At 68.5% G+C, this 6,342-nt stretch carries 7 protein-coding genes and 1 riboswitch; of the genes, 4 read left to right on the plus strand and 3 right to left on the minus strand.

Going from position 1 to position 6,342, the window contains the following annotated elements; genetic code table 11:
• Positions 1–36: 36 nt before the first annotated feature.
• On the minus strand, positions 37–468 hold the full coding sequence (locus VGD28_RS18350; protein ID WP_331029804.1) for a hypothetical protein: 432 nt from the start codon (positions 466–468) through the stop codon (positions 37–39).
• Between the two features lie 182 nt (positions 469–650).
• Positions 651–733: riboswitch (ZMP/ZTP riboswitch) on the plus strand.
• Between the two features lie 17 nt (positions 734–750).
• Here VGD28_RS18350 and VGD28_RS18355 point away from each other — a divergent pair.
• The gene (locus tag VGD28_RS18355; RefSeq protein WP_331029805.1) at positions 751–1,383 is read left to right on the plus strand and encodes a LysE family translocator; all 633 of its coding nucleotides are present in this window, start codon (positions 751–753) and stop codon (positions 1,381–1,383) included.
• Between the two features lie 150 nt (positions 1,384–1,533).
• Here the strand turns inward: VGD28_RS18355 and VGD28_RS18360 are convergent, their stop codons facing one another.
• Positions 1,534–2,340 (minus strand): SDR family oxidoreductase, encoded by an 807-nt coding sequence (locus tag VGD28_RS18360; RefSeq protein ID WP_331029806.1) that lies wholly within the window; start codon positions 2,338–2,340, stop codon positions 1,534–1,536.
• Entirely contained in the window at positions 2,337–2,951 is a 615-nt protein-coding gene (locus VGD28_RS18365; RefSeq protein ID WP_331029807.1) for a glutathione S-transferase family protein, read from the minus strand. The genes VGD28_RS18360 and VGD28_RS18365 overlap by 4 nt, the downstream gene beginning before the upstream one ends.
• An 83-nt stretch (positions 2,952–3,034) precedes the next feature.
• Between VGD28_RS18365 and VGD28_RS18370 the strand changes: the two genes are divergently transcribed.
• From VGD28_RS18370 to VGD28_RS18380, 3 genes are all read left to right on the plus strand, one after another.
• A complete protein-coding gene (locus VGD28_RS18370; RefSeq protein WP_331029808.1) occupies positions 3,035–4,576 on the plus strand; it encodes a class I adenylate-forming enzyme family protein in 1,542 nt (513 codons plus the stop codon).
• Positions 4,573–5,343 carry a thioesterase family protein gene (locus tag VGD28_RS18375; protein ID WP_331029809.1) on the plus strand — a complete coding sequence of 257 codons (771 nt, stop codon included), beginning with the start codon at positions 4,573–4,575 and terminating at the stop codon, positions 5,341–5,343. The genes VGD28_RS18370 and VGD28_RS18375 overlap by 4 nt, the downstream gene beginning before the upstream one ends.
• A 450-nt stretch (positions 5,344–5,793) precedes the next feature.
• Positions 5,794–6,300, plus strand: a complete 507-nt coding sequence (locus VGD28_RS18380; RefSeq protein WP_331029810.1) for a hypothetical protein — start codon at positions 5,794–5,796, stop codon at positions 6,298–6,300.
• Positions 6,301–6,342 lie beyond the last annotated feature (42 nt).

Here is a 6,342-nt window from a genome sequence, read left to right on the forward strand (position 1 = left end):
TAACGTGACCGTAATGGGATCGAGAGCGGCCGCTCGCTAGGTGTCATCCGGAAACCTGCGCGTCCCATCCCAGTCCGCCGTACGGCTGCCGTGCCCCCTCCTAGCAGCGGCGCTGAACAACGCCGCCGACGCCAGCCACAGCGCCGTGAAGACGCCCCCGAACAGCCAGGCCTTGAACACGCCGTCCGGCACCTGTGCGGTCACCGGTGCGGTCACGATGAGGAGGGTCAGCAGGACCTGCATCACCGCCACGCCCAGCATCGCCCGCGCCATGCCGTCCGGCCGGAACCGGGCTGCGTACCCGCCGACCGCCGCGGCCAGGATCAGCATGAAGAAGCCCCCGCCGGTGCCGTCGTCGCGAACGATCGTGGTCCACACGATCAGGAACGACGTCAGGGCCGCGATGGCCGCGCCGCCGCGATAGGCCCCGCTCATCGTCGTGCCGGCCGCTCTGCTCGCTTCACTCATGCGCCTGCCTCCCTCTGGAATTGCCCTCCCGTCTTCGCAGCGGCCGAGGTGAGCGGCATGAGCGCGACATGAGCAAAGGCTGAAAAACGCATCGGAGGCGTCCGCGACCCGCTAAAGTTGCGGTTGCGCCCGCCCTAGCGGCATTGCGCTTTACCCGCCGCGTTCGCTCCGCCTAGTTTCCGCCACCGCCGCGCGACTGACGCTGCAAGATGGGGACACCATCGGGAAGCGCGAACGGGTTGCGCCGCGCGTCTGGGCATCGCTCTCATGCTGGAGGATGACATGCCCGAACTCGACAATCTCCTCGCCTTCGCCGCCGTCGCGCTCGGCATGGTGCTGACGCCCGGCCCCAACATGATCTACCTGGTCTCGCGCTCGATCTCCCAGGGGCACGCGGCAGGACTGATCTCGCTCGGCGGGATCGCGCTGGGCTTCGCCGTCTACATGCTCTGTGCCGCCTGGGGCCTCACCGCGCTGCTCATGGCCGTGCCCTTTGCCTATGACGCGATCCGCCTCGCCGGGGCCGCCTATCTGCTGTGGCTGGCGTGGCAGGCGGTGCGCCCCGGCGGGCGGTCGAGCTTCGAGGTGCGCGACATGCCGCGCGACGGCCCGGGACGGCTGTTCTCGATGGGATTGCTGACCGTCCTGCTCAACCCCAAGGCCGCCATCCTCTACCTCTCGCTGCTCCCCCAGTTCATCGATCCTGCCAAGGGGAATTTGCTGGGTCAGGCAGTGGTGCTGGGCTCAACGCAGATCGCGGTGAGCGTCGCGGTCAATTCGGCGATCATCGTCTGCGCCGCCTTCATCGCGCGCTTTCTCCAGCGCCGCCCGGGCTTCGCGCTTGCCCAGCGCTGGCTGATGGGCACCGTGCTCGCCGGCCTCGCGGTGCGGATGGCGACCGAGGCGCGGCGCTAGGTGGCAACGATCCTCCCCCGCCAGGGGGAGGTGTCAGCGCAGCTGACGGAGGGGGCGGAAGCACAACGGCAAGAGGCTGATAGAACGAAGCCGCCCTCCCCCTCCGTCGCCTTCGGCGCCACCTCCCCCTGGCGGGGAGGATCAGAGGGATCAGCCCCTGCCCGGCCGCCGCGACAGGCCGACGTCGAGATGCGCGCCCGCGTCGAGCAGCACCGTCTCGCCGGTAATGACGCGGCTGGCGGGGTCGAGCAGATTGACCACCGGCCCCGCGATATCCTCGGCATGCGCGGCCAGTCCCATCGGGGTCTGGCTGGCGATGAATTTCTCGAACGCCTCGAACGCCTCCTGCGTCATCCGCTCGCTGAACCAGCCGGTGCCGACATAGCCCGGCGCGACCGCATTGACCCGGATCGCCGGCGCGAGGACGCGGGCGAGGCTCCTGGTCATCGTCACCAGCGCGCCCTTGGACGCGGCATAGGCGACCGACGACCCGTTGCCGAACACGCCCGCGACCGAGGCGATGTTGACCACTGCGCTCGCCGGCCCTTCGCGCATCGCTGGGGCACAGGCGCGGATCATCTGGAACGGCGCGACGGTGTTGAGCCGGTAGATGTCGAGGAAATCGTCCGCGGACAGCGCGTCCAGGTCCTCGTGATTGGCGAACTTGGTCTTGCCCGAATTGTTGACCAGCAGATCGATCCGCCCGAACGCCTCGAGCGCCGCCGCCGCGAGCGCGCGGCATTGCGCGTCGTCGGCGATGTCGGCCTGCACGGCGATCGATCCGTTGCCCAGTTCCGCCGCCAGCGCCTCGGCCGCGTCCCGGCTCGACGCATAGTTGATCGCGCAGCGCACTCCGCGCGCCGCCAGCCTGCGCACCACCGCCGCGCCGATCCCGGTGCCCCCGCCGGTGACGATCGCGGCCATGCCCTGCATCGCATCGCTCGCGGCGCCGGTCATGCCTGGGCACTCGCCCGCGCGGACACCCGGCGATGCCAGTCGTTGAGCCGCGCCAGCTCCTCCGGAACCGTCAGCCCGATAAAGGTCCCGAAATCGATCGTGGTCAGCAGCACGATATCCGCCATCGAGTAGGTCTCCCCGGCAATGAACGGCGTCTCGCCCAGCGCATCGTCGCACATCCGCAGCGCGCGCTCCACTGCCGGACGGTTGCTCTCGCCGAAGTCCTTATACTGGTGCGGCATCACCCGCGCGGTGAACGGATGGGTGTGCATCCAGATCATGCCCGTCGGCACCATCAGCCTGAGCTCGATCCGCCGGATCCACATCTCGATCGTCGCGGCGTCGAGCGGATCGCTTCCGAACAGTGCGGGTTCCGGGTGCAGCGCCTCGAGATAGCGGCAGATCGCGACGCTTTCGGTCAGCACCGCGCCATTGTCGAGCCTGAGCGCGGGCGTCTGCCCCAGCGGATTGATCGCGCGATAGGCCTCGCCACGATGCTCGCCCTTGAGGATCGAGACCTCCTCGCTGGGCAAGTCGATCCCCTTTTCCGCGGCGAAGATGCGCACGCGGCGCGGATTGGGCGCCGGATTGGGCGAATCGTAGAAAAGCATCCTCTCCCTTTCATTTTTAGAAGATCGCGTATGGCAGCCAATGGCGGTTTCGCCTAGCGTTTCATCCGAATCGAGGAGAGAGAATGCAGACCGCAGCGGAAATCCTGGCGCAGCCCTTCGGCACGCTGCCCGACCTGATCGCCGCCCATGCGCGTGAGCGCGGCGACAAGCCCGCGATCGTCCATGGCGACGCCGCGCTCACCTATGCGCAACTCGACGCGCGGATGGACGCGATCGCCGCGGCGCTCCAGCGCGACGGGCTTCAGCCGGGGCAAGCGGTCGCGATCGTCGGCGCGATGAGCCTCGACTATGCCGCGCTCTTCCTCGGTGCGATTCGCGCGGGCGGCGCCCCTGCCCCGGTCGCGCCCTCCTCGACCGGCGATCAGATGGCGGCGATGATCGCCGACAGCGGCACCGGGCTGGTGTTCCTCGACGCCGATGCGGCGGCCACGCTCGGCGACCGACCGGTCGCGGCGAAGCGCGTCGCGCTCGACGGCAGCGACGCGGGGATGGCGCTCGACGGCTGGCTTGGGGGCGCGGCCAGGCCTGCTCCCGCCGAAATCCGGCCCGAGGACCCGTTCAACATCATCTATTCCTCGGGCACCACCGGCACGCCCAAGGGGATCGTCCAGCCGCACGCGATGCGCTGGGCGCATATCGCCCACAATGCCGCGGCCGGGTTCGGCGAGGCGGTGACGATGATCGCGACCCCGCTCTACTCGAACACCACGCTGGTGAGCTTCATCCCGACGCTGGGCTGGGGCGGCACTGCGGTGCTGCTCGGCAAGTTCGACGCGCGCGCCTTCCTCGAAGCCGCGGAGCAGCACCGCGGCACGCATGCGATGCTGGTGCCGGTGCAGTATCAGCGCATCATGGCGGTGGAGGATTTCGACAGCTTCGACCTCAGCTCCTTCAGGCTCAAGACCTGCACCAGCGCGCCCTTCTCGCCTGCGCTCAAGGCCGATGTGCTGGCGCGCTGGCCGGGCATGCTGGTCGAATATTACGGGATGACCGAGGGCGGCGGCACCTGCGTGCTGATGTGCAACATGTTCCCGGATAAGCTCCACACCGTCGGCATGCCGGTGCTCGGCCACGACATCCGCCTGATCGACGACGAGGGGCGCGAGGTGCCGCAGGGCGAGATGGGCGAGGTGGTCGGCCGCAGCCCGGCGATGATGAGCGGCTATCACGGCCGCAAGCAGGCGAGCGCCGACGCCGAATGGTTCGATGCCGAGGGCAACCGCTATATCCGCCACGGCGATGTCGGCCGGTTCGACGCGGACGGCTTCCTCACGCTGATGGACCGCAAGAAGGACCTGATCATCTCGGGCGGGTTCAACATCTACCCGAGCGACCTCGAGGCCGAGCTCGCCAAGCACCCTGCGGTGCGCGATTGCGCGGTGGTCGGCGTGCCGTCCGAGCAATGGGGCGAGACCCCTGCCGGCTTCTATGTCCCTGCGGACGAGACGCCGGCTGCGGAGATACTGGCGTCGGTCAACGCCGTCCTGGGCAAGACCCAGCGGCTTGCGGCGCTGCTCCCGATCGACGAACTGCCGCGCAGCGCGATCGGCAAGGTGCTCAAGCGCGAGCTGCGCGACCGCTATCTGGAGACCGTACCGGCATGACCTCGCTCCCCGCCCTTCTCGCCCAGGCGCAGTGCAGCGATACGGGTTTCACGACGGAGATCCCCTCCAACTGGCTGCAGGGGCGCACCGCCTATGGCGGGCTGTCGACCGCGCTCGCATTGGCCGCGGCCAAGCAGATCGAGCCGGATCTGCCCCCGCTCCGCTCGGCACAGGTGGCGTTCGTCGGCCCGCTCGCCGGCCCCGTCACCGTCACTGCGACCAAGCTGCGCCGCGGGCGCAACGCCGCGTTCATCCAGGCGGACATCGCGTCGGAGGCGGGCCTCGGCCTGCGCACCACCTTCGTGTTCATGGCGGCGCTCCAGTCGGCGATCGACCATGACGCCACCGCACCGGCTGCGCACGCGCTGCCCCCCCCGGACGCGCAACTCTACACCGGCCCGGCGGAGTTCTTCACCGGCAACTTCAATTTCTACGATCTGAAGGACGCGGCGGGGCCGACGCAATGGCTGCGCTGGGGCCGGCTGATCGAGCGCGGGGGGCTGGACCCGGAGGTCGAGATGATGGCGATGGGCGACGCGCTGCCCCCGGCGGCGTTCAAGCTGTTCGAGCGGATGACGCCGCTGTCCTCGCTCACCTGGATCGTCAACATCCTGCAGCCCCGCGCCGCGACCCGCGACGGCTGGTGGCTGCTCGAAGCCCAGACCGACCGCGCGCGCGACGGCTATTCCAGCCAGTCGATGCGGATGTCGAACGCCGATGGCGCGCTGGTCGCGGAGGGGATGCAGGGGGTGGCCATCTTTGGGTGAGCAGCGAAGGAAACGACCCCTTTGCGGATATTTCATGCTGGTTAGGTCATCCAGGCTACGAAAACAGCGGTCACAGGAAATACCGCTAGGACGAACCTCAAGAGTGTCAGCGCGCCCCAGAGCTGCCTCGCTTGCAATGTTGGAATTGATTTGCTTGCATCGTCCGGCAGCTGGAACCGCTCTTTGATTTCGTCGATCCGCGTCACAAATAGTCATGCCTGACGCCCGTCTGACAAAGGCGGCGAAGTTGACAGAATGAATCGCGTTTTGCGTAACCTCGTCAACTTCGCGAGAGTACCGGCGGCAACGATAGCGGAGATCCCTTCCAGCCCTCTTGCCGATACAAATTGCGACACTTTCCCCACGCGCTGACATAGCGCTGCGACAGCGGGCGTTCAGACAGGCACCACCGCGGCACCCCCCTCGCCGCCCCGACAGGAGCCTGCCCCGATGAAGAATCTTCTGACTGCCACTGCGATCGGCGCGATGCTCGCCGCCGGCGTCGCGATCGCGATGCAGAGCGAGACTCCCCCCGCCGCGCCCAAGAAGCCGGTCACCAAGGCCGAGATGCTCGCCCGCGCCGATGCGCGCTTCGACCGGATGGACACCAACAAGGACGGCCAGCTCGACGCCAATGAGCGCAAGGCCGGCACCGAGGCCGCTCGCACTGCCATGGCCGAGCGCAAGGGCGGCGAAATGGCCGACTTCGTGCCCGGCGGACGCCGCGGCGGCGGCATGGGTGAGCGGATGCTTCAGCGCATCGACACCAATGGCGACGGCCTGATCAGCAAGGCCGAGAACCGCGCCGCGGCCGAGGCCCGCTTCACGCGGATGGACGCGAACGGAGACGGCACCCTCACCGCCGACGAACGCGGCAAGCGCATGGGCAAGTGGAAGCGCGGCGGCCGCCGCGATGGAATGACGCCACCTCCTCCTGAAGCACCCCAGGGCGAGTGAGCGGCATGCCGGGCGGGCTTTACGACCTCCTCCGTGCCGCCC

It is taken from the genome of Sphingomonas sp. (assembly GCF_036402235.1).
Classification (GTDB): domain Bacteria; phylum Pseudomonadota; class Alphaproteobacteria; order Sphingomonadales; family Sphingomonadaceae; genus Sphingomonas.